We start from the raw sequence: 18,952 nt of genomic DNA on the forward strand, positions 1-18,952 counted from the left end.
TGGCGTGTTCGGATTAAAGGAAACTTGGAATGACAAAACTCAGCGGATCCGACAGCAAAAGCACCCTGTATTGCAGCTTTTGCGGGAAGTCCCAGCACGAAGTGCGCAAGCTGATTGCAGGGCCAACCGTGTTCATCTGTGATGAATGCGTGGAGCTGTGCAATGACATCATCCGAGAGGAAACCAAGCAGGGCATTGCCGGCAAAAAAGACGGCGAAGTGCCCACGCCTTCCGAAATTTTCGCGACTTTGAATGATTACGTGATCGGTCAGAATTCGGCCAAGCGCAATCTTTCGGTGGCGGTCCACAACCATTACAAACGCCTGCACCATTCAGGCAAAGCTGGTGAAGTTGAGCTGGCGAAATCGAACATCCTGCTTGTCGGCCCGACAGGTACGGGTAAAACCTTGCTCGCCCAGACTTTGGCGCGCACGTTTGATGTGCCTTTCACCATGGCCGATGCGACGACGCTGACAGAAGCGGGTTATGTTGGTGAAGATGTTGAGAACATCATCCTAAAATTGCTGCAATCATCCGATTACAATGTTGAAAAAGCGCAGCACGGCATCGTCTATATCGACGAAATCGACAAGATTACGCGCAAGGCGGAAAATCCCTCCATCACGCGCGACGTATCGGGTGAAGGTGTGCAGCAGGCGCTGCTGAAACTGATGGAAGGCACCACTGCCAGCGTTCCTCCGCAAGGCGGGCGTAAGCATCCGCAGCAGGAGTTCCTGCAGGTTGACACCACCAACATCCTGTTCATCTGCGGCGGCGCGTTTGCTGGACTCGACAAGATTATTGGTGACCGACTGCAAAAACGCTCCATCGGGTTCGGGGCGCATGTTGCCGATCCTGACAAGCGCAAAGTGGGCGAATTGCTCGAAAAGAGCGAGCCGGAAGATTTGCTCAAATTCGGTCTGATCCCTGAATTTGTGGGTCGTTTGCCAGTTATCGCGACCCTGCACGACCTTGATGTCGATGCGTTGGTTACGATCCTTCAGGAGCCGAAAAACGCTTTGGTGAAACAATATGCGAAACTCTTCGAGCTTGAAGATGTTGAGCTGACCTTCACCGAGGATGCGCTCAAAGCCATCGCCGAACGCGCGATCAAGCGTAAGACTGGCGCACGCGGTCTGCGCTCTATCGTCGAAGGCATTCTTCTGGATACGATGTTCGACCTGCCCGATATGGACGGCGTGACGGAAATCGTGGTTGACGGCGAAGTCGTCAGCGGCACCAAAGAACCCGTCCGCGTCCACGGCGCGAAAGAGGCGAAGGAAGAGGCGGCTTGATCCGCTGTTTGTCAGGTATTTTTGCCTGACTTGAATTTCCTTTTTATCTGTAGCCAGAACAAATGGCGCAGCCCTACTGCTGAGCATATTTTTGCAGAAGTTGACGGGGTCAATACGCTTTCCGCGGGAACCCATCGCGATGCGCAGGAGCGTGTCAGTGATGACCTGATTAGCTGGGCCGATATCGTTTTTGTGATGGAGCAGCATCACAAACAAAGGCTCCAGCAAAACCATCGCACTGCCCTCAAAGACAAGCGGGTCGTGGTCCTTTCCATTCGCGATAACTACGAATTTATGGACCCCGAACTGATCCGATTGCTTCGCCACAAGTTTAGGCACTGGCTTCCCTGATTGTGCGCCCTGAACGCAAAAACCCCGCTCAGCCTGGAGGTTGATGGCTGAGCGGGGTTCTGTTTAGCGCCGCCCCGGGTGGGAGGGAGGGGTGGAGCAGCGCTAGCTTTGAAGAGTTACGGTTTAGCCCGGCAAAAAGACGCCATCGGTGACGTGAATGATGCCGTTCGATGTGTTGACATCAGCCGTCGTAACGGCAGCCGTGCGGCCAGCGCCGTCTGTCACCACGATGGTTTCGCCTGACAAGCGCGCTTCGAGTACGCCGCCAGCCAAGGTCTTGATGCGGGCAATCCCATCGCTGCTATCGTTGATATAGCCAAGGATCATTTTGCTGGTGATGTTGCCGCCAACCACATGATAAGTGAGGATGCCTGTGAGAGCCTCTTTGTTTTCAGGCTTCACCAAATTGGCCACCGTGCCATCGGGCAATTTGGCAAATGCGGTGTCAGTGGGGGCAAAGACTGTCAGCGCGCCATCGGCTGAAAGCGTTTCGGCCAGACCAGCGGCCTGAACCGCTGCGACAAGCGTGGTGTGAACCCCTGTGCTAACAGCGGTCTCGACCAGATTGGCCTCGGCCTTTTTCGCTTTGTGATGATGGGCGGCGACAGGGGCTGTGCCAAGCGTTGTAACAGCAGCGGTGCCGATAGCAGCTGCAAGCGCAATGGCCTTGAGCCGGGCGGGGAGTTTAGCAGTACGTGACATAAAGGGGGATCTCCTTTTGTTGCTGCAAGCCCTCCCGGTCTTGCGTGTGGAGTTACGCACTGCGTTTAGATGCGGATGCAAAGCAGTTTCAATTAAATGAGGAAATCATTAAAAGTCAGGGATTTGGGGGGTGTATTGGCGCGCCACTGGGCTTCGCCATTCTAAACCCGTGTCAGGTTTACACCTGGGACAGCGAACCTTGCGCCACAACCGGACCTGCATCCACACCCTCAGGCTTTCCGCCCAAAGGTTCGCGTGTCAGCACCAGTTCCACCCCGTCGCCCATATTGCGCGCGACATTGGCGGGCAGTTCAATCCGGCGTTCTTCGCCCGCTGCCACCACGCCAAGCGATTGCAGATCGGACCCATCGGCAGGCACCAGCCACAATTCGTGATCGTGCACGCCGTCAGCAGAAAGGCCGGAGGCCGACACCAGCATCTCATCGCTTTCCGGCAGAAACGTCACGCCAAGCCGTAATTGCGTTTCCCCAATCGGGATCGATGCCACCAGAGGCGCTGCGGCGATCTGCGGTGTTTCCGGGTCCATTGGCGCAGGCGAAGTGCCCGGCCCAAACGCCATAAAGGCAAGCGCGATTGCCGCCGCGGCGGATGTCAGCCCGGCGGTCCACTGCCAGCGGTGCAAGCGGGCGCGCAGGTCGATAACCTCGCCCGTATTGGCCGCAGCGTCCCCAATCTGTGCAGGCTGCGCCGGTTGATCAAGCGCTGCGTGAACGCGCGCATCGATCTGCTGCCAAACGCTTGCATCAGGCTCCATCGCGGCCATTTCATCGGTCCACGGCGCAAACCAATTGTCCCACCACGCCTTGCGATCAGCAAAGGCCGCATCATGCGCCATGCGCCCGCGCGCGGTGAGCAATTCCTCACCTTCGAGCAAGCCCAGCGCATATTCTGCGGCAATGGTTTTGTCGTCGCGATTGTCCATCGGATCGAGTTTGTCTTGGCCGCTCATTCGCTTGCCTCCAGACAAGCGCGCAGGCGCATCAATCCGCGGCGGATCCAGCTTTTCATGGTGCCCAGCGGCACATCGGCCTTTTCGGCCAATTGCGCATAGGTGCTGCCTTCGAAAAACGCCTCACGAATATAGGTTTGCGCCTTTTCATCGAGAGTTTTGAGGCAGGTGTGGATCTGCGCGTTTTTCTCCGCATCAATCAGCAGCGCATCAGCAAGCGGCGTTTCATCAGGCAGCGGGGCGGCCTCTTCCACGGGCACTGCACCGCCGCGCACTTTGCCCGTGCGCAAACGGTCAATCGCGCGGTTGCGCGCGAAAGTGGCCAGCCACGATATCGGGCTGGCGCGGTCCGGATCATAGCGATCCGCCCGCTGCCAAAGATTGACATATACGTCCTGCAAAGCGTCTTCTGCTTCCTTTCGATCTCTCAAGATACGAAAGCAGATACCAAACAGTTTCACGCGGGTTGCCTGATAAATTTCCTCCAGCGCTGCGCTGTCGCCCTCGGCCAGACGGACCATGGCGCTGCGCAGCGCTTCGCGCGCTTCAGGAGTGGAAGGGGTAGGGCTCGTTGCCATCGGCAATGCAATTGCCTCTAGGATGGCTAAACGTCAATGGGTGTGGACACCATTTGCGCTTCAATCGTAGACGCAATCATCCAGGCCATCGCGCTGCACCACGCCAATGCGGCGTTCCAGATTGCGGCCATAGCTGGCGAGCCAGCCTGCAGGGCTGGTCACCTCGCGGGTTTTTGGGCTGGGAAGAGCAGCGGCCATGCGCGCGGCTTCGTTGGCGGAAAGCTGGCTTGCGGATTTGCCAAAGTAACGCTGCGCGCCGGCTTCTGCGCCGTATGTGCCAAGGCCCGTTTCCGCGACGTTGAGATAGACCTCCATGATGCGGCGTTTGCCCCACACATTTTCGATCCAGAACGTGAACCAAGCCTCCAACCCTTTGCGAAAATAGCCGCCGCCTTGCCACAAAAAGACGTTTTTGGCCGTTTGCTGGCTGATCGTGGACGCGCCTCTTATCTTGCCGCCTTTTTGGTTGTCTTTATATGCTTTTTCAATGGCTTCTGTATCAAAGCCAGAGTGGCTGCAAAATTTGGAATCCTCCGCCCCGATGACGGCGGCAACCAGATCAGGGTCGATTTGGGAAAGGCTTTCCCAGTCTTTCGTCACTGCGTTTTCGTCCATCGCCATGGTCGCGGTGTAGGGGATGGGTAGCCATTTGAATGCGATCACGGCGAGCAGCGACAGGCCTGTGAACCACAGGATCACTTTAACCAGCACCCGCGCGCATATTCCGGCCAATCGCATCATCGCAGCAGCGTTTATAACGCGCGCCCTGCCAGTGCAATCATCGGTGTGTGTGGCCCCTGCGCCGAAAGACTTACGGGGTCAGCGTGCAGGGCCAACTTGCGAGCCACGCGCGGGCATGCTTTATCTGCGCGGTATACAAAATGGGGAGAGAAACCATGCGAACTTTCACAACCGCCGCCGCATCGATTGCTTTAATCTGCGGGGCAATGGCATCGCCTGTCTGGGCCGAAACCCCGCAGGAAATCGCCGCCGCGGTTGAGGCGGATTACGACAATTACCTCGCGCCCTTATTTGTGCATTTTCACCAGAACCCCGAGCTTTCTTTCCTTGAAAACGCAACGGCGGCGCGCATGGCGGCCGAATTGCGCGGTGCAGGCGTCGAAGTGACCGAAGGCGTGGGCGGCACCGGCGTTGTGGGCATGATCCGCAATGGCGAAGGCCCCCTGATCCTGCTGCGCGCGGATATGGACGGGCTGCCAGTGGTTGAGAAATCGGGCCTCGAATACGCCTCCACCGCGACGCAAGTGGGCCAGGACGGTGTGGAATATCCCGTCATGCATGCCTGCGGGCATGATGTGCACATCACCTCGCTTGTGGGCACAGCGCGGCGTTTGATGGCGATGAAGGATGAATGGCAAGGCACGATCATGTTCGTCGTCCAACCGGCCGAAGAGCGCGTGGGCGGGGCCAAGGCGATGCTAGCCGATGGCCTGTATGAACGCTTTGGCAAACCCGACTATGCGCTTGCCTTCCATGTCGCCAGCGTGCTGCCAACGGGCAAAGTGTCAGCAGCCGAAGGCATCCAGTATTCGAGCGCAGACAGCGTCGATATCACTGTTCCCGGCATTGGCGCGCACGGGGCCAGCCCGCACCGGGGCCGCGATCCGGTTTACATCGCCAGCCAGATCGTCACCGGCCTGCAATCGATCGTCAGCCGCGAAGTGAAGCCCTTATCCCCCGCCGTCATCACTGTTGGTTCGTTCCATTCGGGGTCAAAGCACAACATAATTTCTGATCAGGCAAAGCTGCAATTGACCGTCCGGTCCAATGATGAAGATGTGCGCGCGCAATTGCTCGCCAGTATCCGCCGCGTCGCGGTGGGCATAGGCAAAGCGCATGGCCTGCCCGATGATATGCCTGTCGAAGTGGTGGTGAGCGAGGGCACGCCTGTCACCTATAACGACAAGGCGCTGGCCAAGCGGCTCAACAATGTGATGATCCGCGATCTGGGCGAAGATGCGTTTATCCCGTTCGAACAACAGGGCATGGGCGCGGAAGATTTCGCCTATTTCGTTGAAGAAGAGCTGGGTGTGCCGGGTTATTACTTTGCCGTCGGCGGCACTCCGCCCGAAGATTTCGCCGACGAAGAAGCAGGCGGACCAGCCGTCCCGTCGCACCATTCGCCTCTGTTCAAAGTGGCGCCGAAGGAGAGCGTGACCTTGGGCACAAGAGCGATGGTTGCTGCTGTGCTGGATTTGGCGGGCGCTGAATAAAGCCAGCTAACACTCAAAACTTGGCCGCGTGCGGCGGCCTGCAAATAAAAAAGGCGGCCATCGCGGGCCGCCTTTTCAATGCGAGTAGTAAGATCGCGCTTACGCCATCCCAGGCAGCAACCGCTCACCCGCGATGCGCTGCATGGCTTTTTGCAGCTTTTCAAACGCGCGCACTTCGATCTGGCGGATGCGTTCGCGGCTGACTTCGTAGACTTGGGAGAGTTCTTCCAAAGTCTGCGGTTTTTCGGTCAAGCGGCGCTCTGTCAGGATGTGCTGTTCGCGCTCATTAAGCGCATCCATTGCCTCAACCAGCATTTCGTGGCGGACGCTGGCTTCTTGGGCATCGGCAACCGTTTCGTCCTGAAGCGGGCGATCATCGGTCAACCAATCCTGCCATTCGCCAGCGCCTTCTTCGCCGCCGCGCATGGGTGTGTTGAGCGAGCCATCGCCGCCCATCATCATGCGGCGGTTCATATTGACGACTTCTTGTTCGGGCACGCCCAGATCGGTCGCGATCTTGGTCAGATCTTCGGGTGAAAGATCGGTGTCTTCATAGGCTTCCAGCTGTTTCTTCATCCGGCGAAGGTTGAAAAACAGCTTTTTCTGAGCTGCGGTGGTGCCCATTTTGACCAGGCTCCACGAACGCAGGATATACTCCTGGATCGACGCTTTAATCCACCACATCGCGTAAGTCGCGAGGCGGAAACCGCGTTCGGGTTCGAATTTCTTGACGCCCTGCATCAGGCCGACATTGCCTTCGGAAATGAGATCACTCACCGGCAGGCCGTAGCCGCGATAACCCATCGCGATTTTCGCGACGAGCCGCAGGTGCGAGGAGACCAGCTGGGCAGCAGCCTCAGGGTCTTCGTGTTCCTCATACCGTTTGGCGAGCATATATTCCTGCTCGGCGGTGAGGACGGGGTATTTTTTGATTTCCGACAAATAACGGTTGAGGCTCTGCTCACCGCTAAGGGCGGGGACGCTTGTTTTTGCTTTACTCACAGTGTTCCTAACCTTTCTGGTGTCAGCCGCTTGTTGCGGACCTCTAATGAGCATCCGTAAATCTGGGCCACTCGGTTACATATACGCGAGAAATGCGCATTTGGGTGCGCTTTCATCGATTACAACGGGTAAGTTCGTCGATTAGTTCCAAAATATCCGGCGGCAGACTGGCCTGGAAATGGACATTTTTCCGTGTCACAGGATGGTTAAAGCCAATTTCCGCCGCATGCAGCGCTTGGCGCGCAAAACCAAGCTGTTTTAAAAGCGGTTTCAAAGCCTTGGGTGTCTGTCCGTAGAATGGGTCTCCTAATAAAGCATGGCCGATTGATGCACAGTGAACGCGCACCTGATGGGTGCGCCCGGTTTCCAGCCGGCATTCGATTAAACTTGCATCAGCCAGCCTGTCGAGAACGGTATAATGCGTAACGGCGTGTTTCCCGCGTGAGGAATTCTTGTCGAGCACAGCCATTTTCTTTCGATTGGCATCGGATCGGCCGATTTTGCCTTCGATAGTGCCGGTTTTGGGTGTAGGAAAGCCTGCGCATACAGCGAGATAACGGCGATGCACAGTGTGCGCAGCAAACTGCGCAGCAAGCCCTTCATGCGCGGCATCGGTTTTGGCCGCGACCAGCAATCCTGAGGTATCCTTGTCGATCCGGTGGACAATGCCGGGCCGCGCAACCCCGCCAATCCCGGAAAGTGAGCCCTTGCAATGGTGCAGCAGCGCATTGACAAGCGTGCCATCCGCATTGCCGGCCGCAGGGTGGACGACCATGCCAGCGGGTTTGTTGACGATGATAAGGTGCTCATCCTCATACGCGATATCGAGCGGAATGTCCTGCGGCTGCGCTTCGGCGGGGATCGCGGCGGGAATGGTGATGGCAAAAGGGGTGCCGCTGGCGATTTTGGCGCTGGGGGAATTTGCTGGCTGACCATCAAGAACGACGCGGCCCTGAGCGATAAGTGCTTGGACACGTGCACGGCTCAAATCGGTTGCGTCCGCTAGCGCTTTATCGAGGCGGGCGGGCGCACAGGTCTTGCCGGTGAGGGTGTTTTGGGAAGAAAAGGACGGTGCTTCGACAGACTCAGCACGAACGGATTTTGCTGTTTTCTCTACCATTTCAACCGTTCGCCCTGAGCTTGTCGAAGGGCCGTCCTTGCTTTTGGCGAGTGCAGAGATTCTGTCCCAATCGCCTCTGATAAGCGCTTGTTTCTTCGCTCTAGACCAACCCTTGATCTGCAATTCAGCGGCAAGAGCTTCGTGACGAGTGGGGAATTCCTGGGACCAGACAAGTTCAACTGGTAGCTTGTCTTTGGTGAAGCCCTGTACCTTTCCCGATTGATGCTCTCCGATCCGCCGTTCCAGATCATCGGTATGCCCGGTATAATACTTGCCCGCGCGGCAATGCAGCATGTAAGTCCAAAATGACATGGAGGAGGCCTAAGTGAAGGACGGTGCTTCGACAAGCTCAGCACGAACGGATATTGGGTTGAGCGAGAAGGCGCTCACTGACATCCACACAGCCGCTGCCGCTGCTTACCCCCGCGAGGCGTGCGGGTTGCTGCTCGGGGAAGGCGCGCAGATCACCCGCGCGGCGCCTGCTCGCAATGTTCATCCAACCCCGCAGACCCATTTCGGAATTGATCCCCAAGCGCTGATCGATGCGCATAAAGCAGAGCGCGCAGGCGGAGATGCGATCATCGGCTATTACCATTCGCACCCTTCGGGCGATGCGGTGCCGTCCAAAACCGACCGCGCCATGGCGGCAGGTGATGGCAAGGTCTGGGCGATTATTGCAGGCGGCGATGTGCGGGTTTGGCGGGACGACCCGGATGGCTTTGTCCCGCTTTCCTACTCGGTCTTGAAGGGGTAAATTGGCCGGCGTGATGACCCGGCCCATTCGATCTTTCGCGGACAAAACCGCTTTGGCTCAAACCACCTGTGGCAAGCGCGGTTTTTTATCCCTAGGACCGTGTAACATGTGTAACACGCATTCAGGAATGACGGCCCCAATATGAACTCACAAACCGATCTTGCCGCCCTGCTGTGCTCGCGGCTGTGCCATGACATGCTCTCGCCCGTGGGCGCTTTGGCCAATGGGCTGGAGCTGCTTGCAGATGAAAGCGATCCCGCAATGCGCGCCAATGTCTTGGAATTGCTGGAACAATCCGCCAAAATCAGCACGGACAAACTGCGATTCTTCCGCTTGGCGTTTGGCGCTGCGGGCGGGTTTGGCGATGCTGTCCCCGTCGAAGAAGCGCAAGAGGTGATCGCTGCGCTGGCTTCTGATGCCAAGAAAGTGGAGCTGAACTGGGCGATTGCCTCGTCCAGCCTGCCCAAACCGGCAGTGAAAGTGATGCTGAACCTATCACAGATCGCGCTGGATAGCCTGGTGCGCGGCGGAACGCTCGATATTGGCGCGGAACTGCTCGATGGCAATGTCGAGATCGTGGCGCGGGCAACCGCTGAAAAGCTCGCCTTTGACGAGGTGATCGGGCGGGCCTTGCAAGGGGAACTCGCCGCAGACGAGATCACCAGCCGCACAGCGGCAGCGCATATGGTCGCACTCGTGGCCAAAGAGATGGGCGGCGGGCTGCAATACCAGCTGACAGATGGCGCCTTGGTGCTGGGTGCGGTGCTGCCGCAGCCTGACGGGATGATTGGGTAAACGCGCGATGGAACGCTGCGAGCTTGTTCACGAAGTGGTGCCGTCGCCCAATTGCAATGAACGCGCGCTGCCGATCAGCATGCTGGTCATCCACTATACAGAGATGAAGCCCGTTGAGAGCGCGTTGGCGCGGCTTACCGATCCGGATGCGGGCGTATCGGCGCATTACCTCATCAGCGAAGAGGGCGTGGTGACGCAGATGGTGCCTGAGGAAAAGCGGGCATGGCACGCAGGCGTGTCGTATTGGCGCGGGCACAAGGATGTAAACTCGGCCAGTATCGGGATTGAGCTGGATCATCCCGGCCATGGCGGCGGCTACCGCCCCTTTGCCGATGCGCAGTTTGAGGCGCTGGTGCCGCTGGTTGCCCGGATCGTGAAACAGCACGACATCCCGCGCGCCAATGTGGTGGGCCATTCCGATGTCGCGCCTGCGCGCAAGATCGATCCGGGTGAGCTGTTCCCCTGGGAGCGGCTGGCGGAATACGGGCTGTGCCTGCCTATCCCCACAAACCTGGCATCAGGTGATCCGTTTCACAATGATGGGGCGTTCATGCTCGCACTTGAACGGTATGGATACGACATCACTGTCGGGCCCAAAGCGGTCGAGGCGTTCCAACGGCGCTGGCGGCCAGAGCTGATTGATGGCCAGATCGACCAGCAGATCAGTGCGATATTGTGGCAATTGCTACTTGATCGGGATCGCGGAACCGCTCGTTAAAGAGGCCGCAAGATCGACAATCCGAACGAGAGCTTTCCTACTCAGATACTAAGCGATACCTTTAACACCACCTTTACACATCGAAACACCACCGGGCGCCAAAAGCGTTATAAGCGCTCTCAGTGATTTTGCGAATAAGGGAGGGATTGATGATGGGAAAGAAGCTCGCAGCTGAGTTTTTCGGGACATTCTGGCTGGTGTTTGGCGGATGCGGTTCGGCGGTTTTGGCCGCTGGCATTCCGGATTTGGGCATTGCCTATGCAGGCGTGTCGCTGGCGTTTGGTTTGACGGTTCTCACCATGGCTTATGCTGTTGGCGGGATTTCGGGCGGGCATTTCAACCCGGCGGTTTCGCTCGGTCTCGCTTTGGGCGGCCGGTTCAGCTTTGGCGAGCTGGTGCCTTACTGGATCGCGCAAGTGATCGGCGCTTTTGCCGCTGGCGCGACTTTGTTCACGATTGCCTCAGGCGTGCCGGACTTTGCCGCAGGCGGGTTTGCCGCCAACGGATATGGTGAGTTCTCTCCCCATGGATACACGATGATGTCGGCTTTGGTGATTGAGATTGTGCTGACCGCGTTCTTCCTGATTGTGATCCTGGGATCGACATCACCCAAAGCGCCATCGGGTTTTGCGCCCATTGCGATTGGGCTGTGTCTGACGCTCATTCATTTGATCTCTATCCCTGTCACCAACACGTCGGTGAACCCTGCGCGTTCCACTGGCGTTGCGTTCTTCTCGGACAATGCGCTGGCTGTGCCGCAGCTGTGGCTGTTCTGGGTTGCACCGCTGATCGGCGCTGCTTTGGGCGCGATGATCTGGAAACTGCTGTTGTCGCCGGACGAATCGCTCGACAATATCGGCGGAACGGAGTGATCTTCCACTGCTCATAATGAAATGCCAAAGGGCCAGCTTTCCTACAGCTGGCCCTTTGTGTATCAGGTCCCAGTATCAGGGGGCTTGAGGCAGCCGCTCCTTCGACAGGCTCTCGATGAGCGGGTTTAAGTGAGAGGAAAGTCCGGGCTCCACGACGCAAAGGTGGCGGGTAACGCCCGCCGGGCTCGCTTGGTAACAGGCGCGCTTAGGGAAAGTGCCACAGAGAGAATACCGCCGATGGCCTTGCGGCTTGCTTGCAGGGTACAGGCAAGGGTGAAAGGGTGCGGTAAAAGCGCACCGGGGCGGCTGGTAACAGCGTCCGCATGGCAAACCCCACCTGGAGCAAGACCAAATAGGGATCTCGCGCTCGCCTTATCGGCAGGGCAGGGGGGCATCGCCCCGAGGAGGTCCGGGTTGGTTGCTTGAGCCGCTCAGCAATGGGCGGCCCAGATGAATGGCTGCCGCCGCGCGGCTGGTGCCTTTGGGCATACCGCGCGCGGAGACAGAACCCGGCTTATGATGGCCCCCTGATACGCTTTGAATTAGGCTGCGCTGCGCGCTTTCGCCTCTGTATTTTCCGCTGCATCGGGATATAGCTCATCCAGCGGGCGTGACCTGCCATCGGCGCAGACCATGCGAACATGGTACCGTTTAAGCCTGCGCGGTTCGGGCACGCCGCAGGAATGGGCGATAACGCCAACTTCCTTGCGCATCTGTTTGATGAAGTTCGCCACGCGCACCTGTTTGTTGGCAGGATCGAGCCCGCGCTGAAGGTCTTGATCGTGTGTGGTGATGCCCGTGGGGCATGTGTTCTTGTCGCATTTCATCGCCTGAATACAGCCGAGAGCAAACATGAAACCGCGCGCCGAAATGACAAAATCTGCGCCTGCGCACAAGGCCCATGCAACCTCGCCCGGTGTCACCAGCTTGCCGCTCGCAACAATGCGGATGCGGTCTTTCAGCCCGGCCTTATCGCGAATATCGACCATCATCGGCAAAGCCTCGCGCAGGATCAGCCCGACATTGTCAATCAACGGCAAAGGAGCAGCCCCCGTTCCGCCATCGCCGCTATCGACTGTGATGAAATCCGGCGCGCTTTGGGCCCCGCGCTGATTGATCGCCTCCATCAGCTCTTCCAGCCAGCCATACGCGCCGATGACGGTTTTGAAACCCACAGGTTTGCCCGTCACTTCGCGAATATGTGCAATCATATCGAGCAGTTCAGCGATATTACCAATATCGGGATGACGGTTCGGAGAGATGGAGGCCTGATGCGGTTCAATCCCGCGAATTTCAGCGATTTCCTTGTTCACCTTCTCTGCTGGCAGAATGCCGCCTTTGCCCGGTTTCGCCCCTTGAGACAGCTTAAGCTCAAACATCCTCACCTGTTCGTGCGCAGCCACTTCGCGCAGCTTATCATCTGATAGATTGCCATCTTTATCGCGCACACCGTACTTAGCTGTGCCGATCTGAAAGACGATATCTGCACCCCCTTCGAGGTGAAAAGGCGATAGCCCGCCTTCGCCAGTGTTCATCCAGCATCCCGCTTTGGCCGCACCATGCGACAGCGCTTGCACAGCTGGCTTGGACAGCGCGCCGTAGCTCATCCCTGAGATGTTAAACAGCGACGGTGCGTTGTAAGGAATGCGCGCGGCCCCCTCGCCAATCATCATGGCTTTGGCCTCGGATGCGTCAGCTTCGAGTGTGGGCCACGGGCAATTGACAAAGATGGGGGTGCCCACTGGCTCCAGATTGCGCGTCGATCCGAACGCTACATTGGTCGATTTGTCCGATGCCGCATCGTACACCCAATCGCGCTGGGCCCGGTTAAACGGCATTTCCTCGCGGTCCATGGCGAAGAAATACTGGCGGAAAAATTCGCCAAGCTCTGAAAAGACATAGCGCAATCGGCCGATAACCGGGTAATTGCGCCGCACTGCATCGGCGGTTTGGAATCGGTCGACAAAAAACACCGCGATCAACGCAGCAGCGCCCAGGCCAAGTACGAAGATAAATGCGGTGGTGAGCCCGCTGAAAATGGCCGACATTGTGTTTCCTCCCAAGACGCCTCTTGCACAGTATTACGCAAGAGACGCCTGGAAAGGTTACAGGTGTAAGGTCAGCCGGTCAAAAAGCTCTAGCTGCGGCCAATGCTGGAATATTCAAAGCCTGCATCGCGCATATCATCAGGGTTATAGATGTTGCGCAGATCGACCATGATGTGACCCTTGGCGAGCTCCTTGACCCGGTTAAGATCGAGCGCGCGGAAGGCATCCCATTCGGTGACAAGAGCAACAACATCTGCATCCTTGATCGCTTCATATGGATCCTGGCACATGTTCACCTCTGGCATCAAAGGTGCGGCGATTTCCATGCCTTCAGGATCATATGCGGCGACTTCAACTCCGGCATCGGACAGTGTCTGCGAAATCGCGATAGCCGGCGAGATCGCGCATGTCATCGGTGTTCGGCTTGAATGTCAGGCCCAACAAAGCTGCCTTTTTGCCGCGTGCATTTTCCTGACCGCCCAGCGCATCAAGCACTTTGCGACCCATGGCGCGCTTGCGCATATCGTTCACTTTGACGACCGCTTCGACGATGCGGGTGGGGCTGTCGTAATCTTCGGATGTCTTGAGCAGCGCCAAGGTATCCTTGGGGAAGCACGAACCGCCATAGCCGGGCCCGGCGTGCAGGAACTTTGAACCAATGCGGTTGTCCATACCGATGCCGCGCGCGACATCCTGAACATTCGCACCCACTTTTTCGCACAGATCAGCCATTTCGTTGATGAACGTGATCTTGGTCGCCAGAAATGCGTTGGCTGCATATTTGATCAGCTCGCTGGTGCGGCGATTGACGAACAAAATAGGCGATTCGTTGAGGAAGAGCGGGCGGTACACTTCGCGCATAACCTCGCGGCCAAACTCCTCTTCTGCGCCGATCACGATGCGATCAGGACGCTTGAAATCGCCAATCGCTGCGCCTTCGCGCAGAAATTCAGGGTTGGAAACCACGGCAACCTTGTGAGCGGTTCCGCTGTCTTTCAGGATGCGCTCAACCTCATCGCCTGTGCCGACCGGAACAGTGGATTTGGTCACAACAACCGCATCGTTGGAAAGGCTTGCGCCCACTTCGCGCGCGACCTGATGGACAAACGTAAGGTCAGCATGGCCATCGCCGCGGCGGCTGGGCGTGCCCACAGCGATAAAGATCGCACTTGCGCCTGCGATCCCTTCAGCAAGGTCGGTGGTGAATGACAGACGGCCAGCGGCCACATTATCCGCGACGAGCTTATCAAGGCCCGGCTCATAAATTGGCATCACACCGTCGTGGAGACGGTCAATCTTGCTTTGATCTTTATCGATGCACACAACATCGTGACCAAAATCGGCAAAGCATGCCCCTGAAACGAGCCCGACATAGCCAGAACCCACCATTGCAATCTTCATTGAGATCAGCCTTTACAAATTAGTTATACCGCACTTGCGAACGAGCGCCGTGGATTGCGCAACACGGGGGAAAAGGGAAGTGCGCAAAGGTATATGTCCCTTTCCAAAGCAGGTGGTCCCCCGATTACTTAAGAGAATCGCTGCTTGCGATCTCGATAGACCCATCCCCGTCAATCGCCTGGATCTGCCGCCGCTCATCCCCATCGAGAACAAGGGCCGTCAGCACACCGGATCGGAAAGCGCCTGTATCAATGCCGATCCGATTGCCGCAATCCATGACTTTGTCGAATATCGTGTGGCCGTGAATGACCACCTTTTCGAGCGCGCCTTGATGATTGAGGAACCTGTCCCTGATCCACAACATGTCTGAACGCTGCTGTTCGGCAATGGGGACGGCGGGGTCAATCCCTGCATGGACGAACAGGTAATCACCTGCGACGATCTTCTCTTCGAATGAATTGATGTAATCGCGTTCTTTTTGCGTCACGAGCCGGGGCAGGGCCGCGAACAGCTCTTCGAGTGTCATTGCGTCGAATTGCTGGCTCGAAATGCCATAGCTGAGGATCGTTTCGCGCCCGCCATGTTTGAGAAAGTGGCGCAGTATGTCCACTTTTTCAAAGGATTCCATGAACATATCTTCGTGATTGCCGGCCAGCACACGAACATTGCGCGCGCTTTGCCATTCGCGCGTGCGGGCGACCACGCCTGAACTTTCTGGTCCGCGATCAACCAGATCACCCAGCAAGATCATATGCGTGTCAGCCGGGTGCTCGCTTGCGGCATTACGCGCTGCATCATCCGCCTCAATCGCACCAATCAGGGCATCATAAAGGTCCAACCGGCCATGAATATCGCCGATCACATAATACCGCTCACCCTCCGGAACGCTGGGCAGGCGGGGGCTCGCTTGGGATTTGGAGCCGAACATTTGGCGAAGGGATTTGAGCATAGTTAGGTGGTCTGAGTGGCAATCATTGGAGACGGGCGTTGGTTGCGGGGGGGTCGCGGACGCACTGCGCCTGTCTTGGTGGATATAACGCAGGGCGCGGCATAGAGTTTCCGAGCGCACTGGGCAACCAAGCCAGTATTACATCTGGTATACACGCGGCCTTGATGCAAAAAGTGCACACTTGTGGGTGATTTAACAATCACCGGCAATTTTGCTTGCGTGAATTTGCGATAGTGTGCACGATTATGTCGCACTTCGATGAGATCGCCTCATAAGATAGCGACCGCGCAGTGTGCAGGTGGGACGAAGCAACCAATAGACAACACCAAAATAGGGAAGTTGTAATGCTCACGTCCATCCGCGGCCTTCTGGCCGCATCTATACCCGCAGGTGTGCTCCTCTCTGCTACACCCGCACTCGCTACAAATGTCGAGGCTTTGCCTTCGGTTGAGGCCGATGCTGAGATCGTTCTGGCAGATGCTGACCCGGTAAATGTCGAACTGGCAGACGCGCAGATTGTCGACATTTCAGTATCGCCCGAATCCACGCCCACACTGATTGATCCTTCAACCGACTGGTCCGCGCAATCCGCTGCTGCAGCACGGGCCAGCGCGCCTGTTGATGCGGACAGCGAAAGCTCTCTTGCAGCCGACAGCCCGCTTACCTTTTCGGCCAATGTCACGCTTGCAACCGAGTATCGCTTCCGCGGTGTTGCACTTACCGATGGTGAGTTTGCGATCCAGGGCGGCCTCGATCTGTCGCATTCATCGGGGTTTTACATCGGAACATGGGCATCCAACCTGGATGAACAAACTGTCGGTTATGGCTCGACTGAGCTTGATCTTTATGGTGGCTGGAGCGGCAATTTCACCGATGCTGTATCTGCAGACGTTGGCGTAATTGCATATCTGTATCCGGATGCAGGACCAGGCGAGTTTGACTACTATGAGGTGTATGGGTCGCTAAGTTTTTCCCTCGGCCCGGCATCGGTAACACCTGGCGTTGCTTACGCGTTCGAGCAGGATTCTTTGGGTGGGACGGATAACCTTTATCTTTACACCGATGTCAGCTTTGGCATTCCCGATACACCGCTCACCTTGAATGGGCACCTCGGCTATTCCGACGGCTTTTTGACCTTCACAAATAAGAGCGAAGCAGTTGACTGGTCGATCGGCGTCGATGTGGCGGTGGGGCCGGTGACGTTTAACGCGTCCTATGTCGGGGTTGAAGGCGATCCGTTGCTCGATCCGGGTGGCACATTCACCGATGACGCATTCGTCGCATCGGTAAGCGCAAGCTTCTAAGCTCTTTCACCACCACGCAAGAAAGGGGCGCGGCGCAGCGGAAAGCTGCTCGCGCCCCTTTTTTACGTTCTCAAGGCAAAGGCATTGCCGTGCACGGTGTGACTCCATACATCACAGGCCAAGCCGAAAGGAACACCTTAAACCATGACAGAATTTCTACATTCCATGCTGCGCATCACTGATGTTGATGCAACGCTCGATTTTTTCAAACTGATCGATGTGGAGGAAGTGCGCCGGTTCGATGTCGAAGCGGGGCGGTTTACGCTGATTTTTCTGGCGGCACCGGGGCAGGAAAATATTGCCGAGATTGAGCTGACCTATAACTGGCCGCCTGAAGATGGCAGTGAGGCGGAAACCTATGATGGCGGGCGCAATTTTGGCCATCTCGCATTCAGAGTGAAGGACATTTACGCCACCTGTCAAAAGGTCGCTCATGCCGGTCATATCATTCACCGTCCGCCGCGCGATGGGCATATGGCGTTCATCAAATCACCCGATGGCATTTCGGTGGAGCTGCTTCAGGAAGGCCGGCTTGAACCCAAGGAGCCGTGGGCCAGCATGGAAAACACAGGCACGTGGTAAAACCCTCGGTGGGCGAAAGGGCCAAGCAGCTGCCCTAGGTGCTGCTTGGCTGCTGGCCCTGATCGTCGCAATCCTCTGCGGTGTGATTGGTCGTCAATCGCAATACGATAAAGCCGAGGATCGCTGACACGGCAGAGCCTGTGAGAATGCCGATCTTGGCTTCTTCCACGAACAACTCGTTACCGGGGAACGCCAAGCCTGCGATAAACAGGCTCATGGTAAAGCCGATACCGCACAGGATCGATACGCCCCAAATCTCGGCCCAGCTGGCATTGGCTGGCCGCGATGCGAAGCCGATCTTGTCAGCAATAAAGACGGTCGAAAATATCCCGATCTGCTTGCCCACCACCAGGCCTGCGGCGATCGCGATGGGCAGTGGTGCGAGCAACGCATCTGCGCCCATGCCTTTGATCGACACGCCTGCATTGGCAAAGCCGAAAATGGGTACGATCATATAGGCGCTCCACGGGGCCAGGCCGTGCTCCAGCTTCTCCAGCATGGAATTGCCGTCCTTGCGGTGGAGCGGAATAGTGAGCGCGGCGACCACGCCGGCAATGGTCGCATGGACGCCTGAATGCAGCACGCAATACCACAGAACGACAGCGGCGATGATAAATGGCCACAATACGCTGACTTTCATCCGGTTCATCGCAATCATAACCGCGAGGACTGCGGCCGAGGCAGCGAGCCATTCAATGTAGATTGAAGGTGTGTAAAACACCGCAATCACCATCACCGCGCCGATATCATCGACGATGGCTACGGTAAGCAGGAACAGGCGCAAGGATGCAGGCACTCTGTTGCCCAAAAGTCCCAGCACTCCCATCGCAAAGGCAATGTCTGTGGCCGCAGGGATGGCCCAGCCGCTGGTGTAACCGCCGCCGCCTGAAACGAGCATAAAGACGGCCGCTGGCGCCAGCATTCCTGCAACCGCGGCAATCATCGGCAGGCGGCGCGCAGCGGGATCTGAAAGTGATCCGCTGACCACTTCGCGCTTCACTTCAAGGCCAACGACGAAGAAAAATATCGCCATTAAACCGTCATTTATCCAGTAATGTAGATCTTTTAACTTCTCTATCGGGGTCCATGGTAAGGTACCATAGAACAGTTCTTTATATTCGGCTGAAAGTGCAGAATTCGCCGCAAGCATTGCGGCCGCCGCGACAAGAATCAACAAGATGCCAGCAGAAGCATCGCCGACAAACAGGGCGCGCACAGGTGCAAAAACACGGCGCAGAGGCTTTGGTGCAGAAGATGGATTATCCGACATAAAATCT

General features: G+C 57.1%; 18 protein-coding genes, 1 other RNA gene and 2 pseudogenes. 10 read left to right on the forward strand and 11 right to left on the reverse strand.

Features of this window, described 5'->3' with window-relative positions:
• The first annotated feature begins 29 nt into the window (after window positions 1-29).
• The gene (clpX, locus tag AC0V6W_RS11980) at window positions 30-1,295 is read left to right on the forward strand and encodes an ATP-dependent Clp protease ATP-binding subunit ClpX (RefSeq protein ID WP_486150274.1); all 1,266 of its coding nucleotides are present in this window, start codon (window positions 30-32) and stop codon (window positions 1,293-1,295) included.
• 21 nt (window positions 1,296-1,316) lie between these two features.
• On the forward strand, window positions 1,317-1,646 hold the full coding sequence (locus AC0V6W_RS11985; protein ID WP_486150276.1) for a low molecular weight protein tyrosine phosphatase family protein: 330 nt from the start codon (window positions 1,317-1,319) through the stop codon (window positions 1,644-1,646).
• A gap of 123 nt (window positions 1,647-1,769) precedes the next feature.
• On the opposite strand, the gene AC0V6W_RS11990 is transcribed toward AC0V6W_RS11985, so the two are convergent.
• The 4 genes from AC0V6W_RS11990 to mtgA form a co-directional block, all read right to left on the reverse strand.
• Window positions 1,770-2,348 (reverse strand): fasciclin domain-containing protein, encoded by a 579-nt coding sequence (locus tag AC0V6W_RS11990; protein ID WP_486150278.1) that lies wholly within the window; start codon window positions 2,346-2,348, stop codon window positions 1,770-1,772.
• A 178-nt stretch (window positions 2,349-2,526) separates the two neighbouring features.
• Window positions 2,527-3,318 (reverse strand): anti-sigma factor, encoded by a 792-nt coding sequence (locus AC0V6W_RS11995; protein WP_486150280.1) that lies wholly within the window; start codon window positions 3,316-3,318, stop codon window positions 2,527-2,529.
• Entirely contained in the window at window positions 3,315-3,896 is a 582-nt protein-coding gene (locus tag AC0V6W_RS12000; RefSeq protein ID WP_486150282.1) for a sigma-70 family RNA polymerase sigma factor, read from the reverse strand. The genes AC0V6W_RS11995 and AC0V6W_RS12000 overlap by 4 nt, the downstream gene beginning before the upstream one ends.
• A 60-nt stretch (window positions 3,897-3,956) precedes the next feature.
• Window positions 3,957-4,637 (reverse strand): monofunctional biosynthetic peptidoglycan transglycosylase, encoded by a 681-nt coding sequence (gene mtgA / locus AC0V6W_RS12005; RefSeq protein ID WP_486150284.1) that lies wholly within the window; start codon window positions 4,635-4,637, stop codon window positions 3,957-3,959.
• A gap of 155 nt (window positions 4,638-4,792) precedes the next feature.
• Between mtgA and AC0V6W_RS12010 the strand changes: the two genes are divergently transcribed.
• A complete protein-coding gene (locus AC0V6W_RS12010; protein ID WP_486150286.1) occupies window positions 4,793-6,130 on the forward strand; it encodes a M20 metallopeptidase family protein in 1,338 nt (445 codons plus the stop codon).
• A 99-nt stretch (window positions 6,131-6,229) separates the two neighbouring features.
• Here AC0V6W_RS12010 and rpoH read toward each other — a convergent pair whose 3' ends face one another.
• From rpoH to AC0V6W_RS12025, 3 genes and pseudogenes are all read right to left on the reverse strand, one after another.
• Window positions 6,230-7,132, reverse strand: a complete 903-nt coding sequence (gene rpoH, locus AC0V6W_RS12015; RefSeq protein WP_486150288.1) for an RNA polymerase sigma factor RpoH — start codon at window positions 7,130-7,132, stop codon at window positions 6,230-6,232.
• 112 nt (window positions 7,133-7,244) lie between these two features.
• Complete coding sequence (locus AC0V6W_RS12020) at window positions 7,245-8,252, reverse strand: RluA family pseudouridine synthase (protein WP_486151607.1); 1,008 nt, start codon at window positions 8,250-8,252, stop codon at window positions 7,245-7,247.
• Between the two features lie 102 nt (window positions 8,253-8,354).
• Window positions 8,355-8,564 (reverse strand): annotated as a pseudogene (locus AC0V6W_RS12025) (GIY-YIG nuclease family protein); the annotation flags it as partial.
• Window positions 8,565-8,616: 52 nt separating this feature from the next.
• Between AC0V6W_RS12025 and AC0V6W_RS12030 the strand changes: the two are divergent.
• The 5 genes from AC0V6W_RS12030 to rnpB all read left to right on the forward strand — a co-directional run bounded on the left by AC0V6W_RS12030 (window position 8,617) and on the right by rnpB (window position 11,924).
• A complete protein-coding gene (locus tag AC0V6W_RS12030) occupies window positions 8,617-9,006 on the forward strand; it encodes a M67 family metallopeptidase (protein ID WP_486151609.1) in 390 nt (129 codons plus the stop codon).
• 141 nt (window positions 9,007-9,147) lie between these two features.
• Window positions 9,148-9,801, forward strand: a complete 654-nt coding sequence (locus AC0V6W_RS12035; RefSeq protein WP_486150290.1) for a histidine phosphotransferase family protein — start codon at window positions 9,148-9,150, stop codon at window positions 9,799-9,801.
• Window positions 9,802-9,808: 7 nt separating this feature from the next.
• A complete protein-coding gene (locus AC0V6W_RS12040) occupies window positions 9,809-10,519 on the forward strand; it encodes an N-acetylmuramoyl-L-alanine amidase (protein WP_486150292.1) in 711 nt (236 codons plus the stop codon).
• Window positions 10,520-10,671: 152 nt separating this feature from the next.
• A complete protein-coding gene (aqpZ, locus tag AC0V6W_RS12045) occupies window positions 10,672-11,391 on the forward strand; it encodes an aquaporin Z (RefSeq protein WP_486151611.1) in 720 nt (239 codons plus the stop codon).
• Window positions 11,392-11,468: 77 nt separating this feature from the next.
• Window positions 11,469-11,924: RNase P RNA component class A (gene rnpB, locus AC0V6W_RS12050), an RNA gene on the forward strand.
• A gap of 9 nt (window positions 11,925-11,933) precedes the next feature.
• Here rnpB and AC0V6W_RS12055 read toward each other — a convergent pair.
• From AC0V6W_RS12055 to AC0V6W_RS12065, 3 genes and pseudogenes are all read right to left on the reverse strand, one after another.
• A complete protein-coding gene (locus AC0V6W_RS12055; RefSeq protein ID WP_486150294.1) occupies window positions 11,934-13,439 on the reverse strand; it encodes an FMN-binding glutamate synthase family protein in 1,506 nt (501 codons plus the stop codon).
• Window positions 13,440-13,528: 89 nt separating this feature from the next.
• A pseudogene (locus AC0V6W_RS12060) lies at window positions 13,529-14,840 on the reverse strand (UDP-glucose dehydrogenase family protein).
• 124 nt (window positions 14,841-14,964) lie between these two features.
• Window positions 14,965-15,789 carry a metallophosphoesterase family protein gene (locus tag AC0V6W_RS12065; protein WP_486150296.1) on the reverse strand — a complete coding sequence of 275 codons (825 nt, stop codon included), beginning with the start codon at window positions 15,787-15,789 and terminating at the stop codon, window positions 14,965-14,967.
• A 344-nt stretch (window positions 15,790-16,133) separates the two neighbouring features.
• On the opposite strand from AC0V6W_RS12065, the gene AC0V6W_RS12070 reads away from it, so the two are divergent.
• Both AC0V6W_RS12070 and AC0V6W_RS12075 read left to right on the forward strand, forming a co-directional pair.
• Window positions 16,134-17,093, forward strand: coding sequence for a TorF family putative porin (locus AC0V6W_RS12070; RefSeq protein WP_486150298.1), 960 nt, complete (start codon window positions 16,134-16,136; stop codon window positions 17,091-17,093).
• 144 nt (window positions 17,094-17,237) lie between these two features.
• A complete protein-coding gene (locus AC0V6W_RS12075; RefSeq protein ID WP_486150300.1) occupies window positions 17,238-17,675 on the forward strand; it encodes a VOC family protein in 438 nt (145 codons plus the stop codon).
• A gap of 34 nt (window positions 17,676-17,709) precedes the next feature.
• Here AC0V6W_RS12075 and nhaA read toward each other — a convergent pair whose 3' ends face one another.
• Window positions 17,710-18,945: a Na+/H+ antiporter NhaA gene (gene nhaA, locus AC0V6W_RS12080; protein ID WP_486150302.1), complete on the reverse strand. Its 1,236-nt coding sequence runs from the start codon at window positions 18,943-18,945 to the stop codon at window positions 17,710-17,712.
• Window positions 18,946-18,952: the final 7 nt, after the last annotated feature.

The organism is Erythrobacter sp. JB1-7 (assembly GCF_057365015.1).